Raw genomic sequence first — 2,061 nt, 5'->3', positions numbered from 1 at the left:
TAAGCGATTTGGGTTGGTCCGACAGTGAAAATTGGAGCTTGAGCGGTAAACGAGTGAGGGGGTTTCGGGTAAGATACTTCGGATGAGGGGCAAATCGGTGCTTTATACTTCCTATACCCTCAACGGTTAATCAAAACGCGATACATACAATCATAATTTTTATTAGGAAATAGTCATGCAAACAATCGACATCAGGGATTTGAATCCTCGTGCTGAAACAACCCGTTATGGAAGTTCGATCAAACCACTCAATACATCATCGCCATTTTTATGGTTCTCATTTCTTTATGCAATTTCACTGACAGGCGTAGTCTCAGTTGGTGTCAGTATGCGTCTATTGCTGGTTTACGTGTAAGAAAAAAATATCACTACAGGAAGTTTTATCATGGATGTTGATTATATTTTAATCTCGCGTTTGGGCTTTGCTTTTACTGCAAGCTATCACATTATATTCCCAAGTTTAATTGTCGGTCTGGCATTCTACTTAACGGCTTTGGAAGCGCTGTGGCTAAAAACCGGCCAGGAAAATTATCGCTTACAGTATTTATTTTGGTTAAAGCCGTTTACGGCCGCTTTCTTTGTAGCAGTGATTACGGGCGTTGGTTTATCGTTTCAGCTGGATACGCATTTTGGTCAATTTTATTATAAGACCATCGATATTCTGGCGCCGATTCGGCATTTTGAACTGATTAATGCGATCGTTTTAGAGGCGGGCTCATTAGGTGTTATGTGGTGGGGCTGGAAACGCGTCGGTAAAAAATTACATTTTGCGGCAACCTTAATGATGAGCCTCGGTATTATTATTTCTTTTGTTTGTATCATCGCCAGAAACTCATGGATGCAAACCCCGGATGGTTATGAACTCGTTGCTGGGCAGTTAGTGTTGACTGACTGGTTCGCTGCCATCATTAATCCTTCTTTTCCCTATCGTTTTACACATATGCTATTGGCAGGTTTGATGAGCACAGCTTGTTTTGTATTAGGCTTATCTGCCTGGTTTCTAATCAAACAACAACAAATTAATTTTGCGCGATTTAACCTGCATGTCGCATTAACTGCAATTGTAATTCTTGCACCATTACAAATTTTTATTGGTGATCTGCATGGTTTAAATACGCGCGAAAATCAACCAATGAAAATAGCCGCGATTGAAGGACTTTGGAAAACCACGGATGGCGCACCGTTAGTACTGTTTGGTATTCCGGATAAAGAAAAAGCAGAAAATAAAAACGCCATTGAAATACCCAAACTGGCCAGCCTAATTCTAACGCATAAAACCGATGGCGAAGTTAAAGGCATGAACGCATTCCCAAAACAAAACTGGCCCAACGTTGCCCTTATCTTTTACAGCTTCAGAATTATGGTCGCACTAGGGTTTTGGATTGTACTCATCGGTTTTATCGGCTGTTATTTACGCTACAAAAATAAACTCAATAACAATAAAATATTTCTACGCATCGCCATATTCACTATCCCTGCTGGCTTTATCGCCACCATCGCCGGCTGGCTAGTCGCCGAAGCCGGCCGCCAACCCTGGGTCATCTACGAAATCATAAAAACCAAAGACATACTCCTACCCATCTCCCGAACCGAAGCCATCCACTCACTCCTGCTGATGGGAATAATATACGGACTGACATTGATTGGTTTTTTGTATGCAATGTTTAGGATTCTTACTAAAAATCCAGAAAATCAATATGAGAAAAAATTGATCTGACTTTTATTTCCAGGATTTCATTATATTTAATTGGTTTACTATAGAATTATATGCATCAGAATTATTCAGTAATCCGGGTAGAACATTCAAAAAATTTTCGCTATTAAGTAGCAAAGTAGCTTGTGCAGAAAAATAATGTTTGAGCCCTTTCGGGCTATCCATTAACTCAAATATTAGTCTGTTTCTGTTTTCCATAACTAGCATAATGTCTTCTAGATCATGGCTTGTTCCAAAAACGAAAAATCATGATTGGGCACTGATTTCAGCACAGCATGTTGCTGCAGAGGAAGAAACGCTAGCCTTAAATAATAGCTTGGTTGAAAATGATTTAAAAACTGCGTTGC

At 39.8% G+C, this 2,061-nt stretch carries 1 protein-coding gene; it reads left to right on the top strand.

Annotation, left to right across the window (positions count from 1 at the left end; translation table 11 throughout):
* The first annotated feature begins 385 nt into the window (after positions 1 to 385).
* On the top strand, positions 386 to 1,717 hold the full coding sequence (locus FT643_RS22935) for a cytochrome ubiquinol oxidase subunit I (protein ID WP_156873726.1): 1,332 nt from the start codon (positions 386 to 388) through the stop codon (positions 1,715 to 1,717).
* The last annotated feature ends 344 nt before the right edge of the window (positions 1,718 to 2,061 follow it).

The sequence above is a fragment of the Ketobacter sp. MCCC 1A13808 genome, assembly GCF_009746715.1.
In the GTDB taxonomy this organism is placed as follows: Bacteria; Pseudomonadota; Gammaproteobacteria; order Pseudomonadales; family Ketobacteraceae; genus Ketobacter.
The sequence above is the reverse complement of the archived record's forward strand: the minus strand, read 5'-3'. Positions and strand labels throughout refer to the sequence as shown.

Bases quoted from the DNA above. Each gene is read 5' to 3' on its own strand.
- FT643_RS22935 (WP_156873726.1), top strand. From the start codon at position 386: ATGGATGTTGATTATATTTTAATCTCGCGTTTGGGCTTTGCTTTTACT.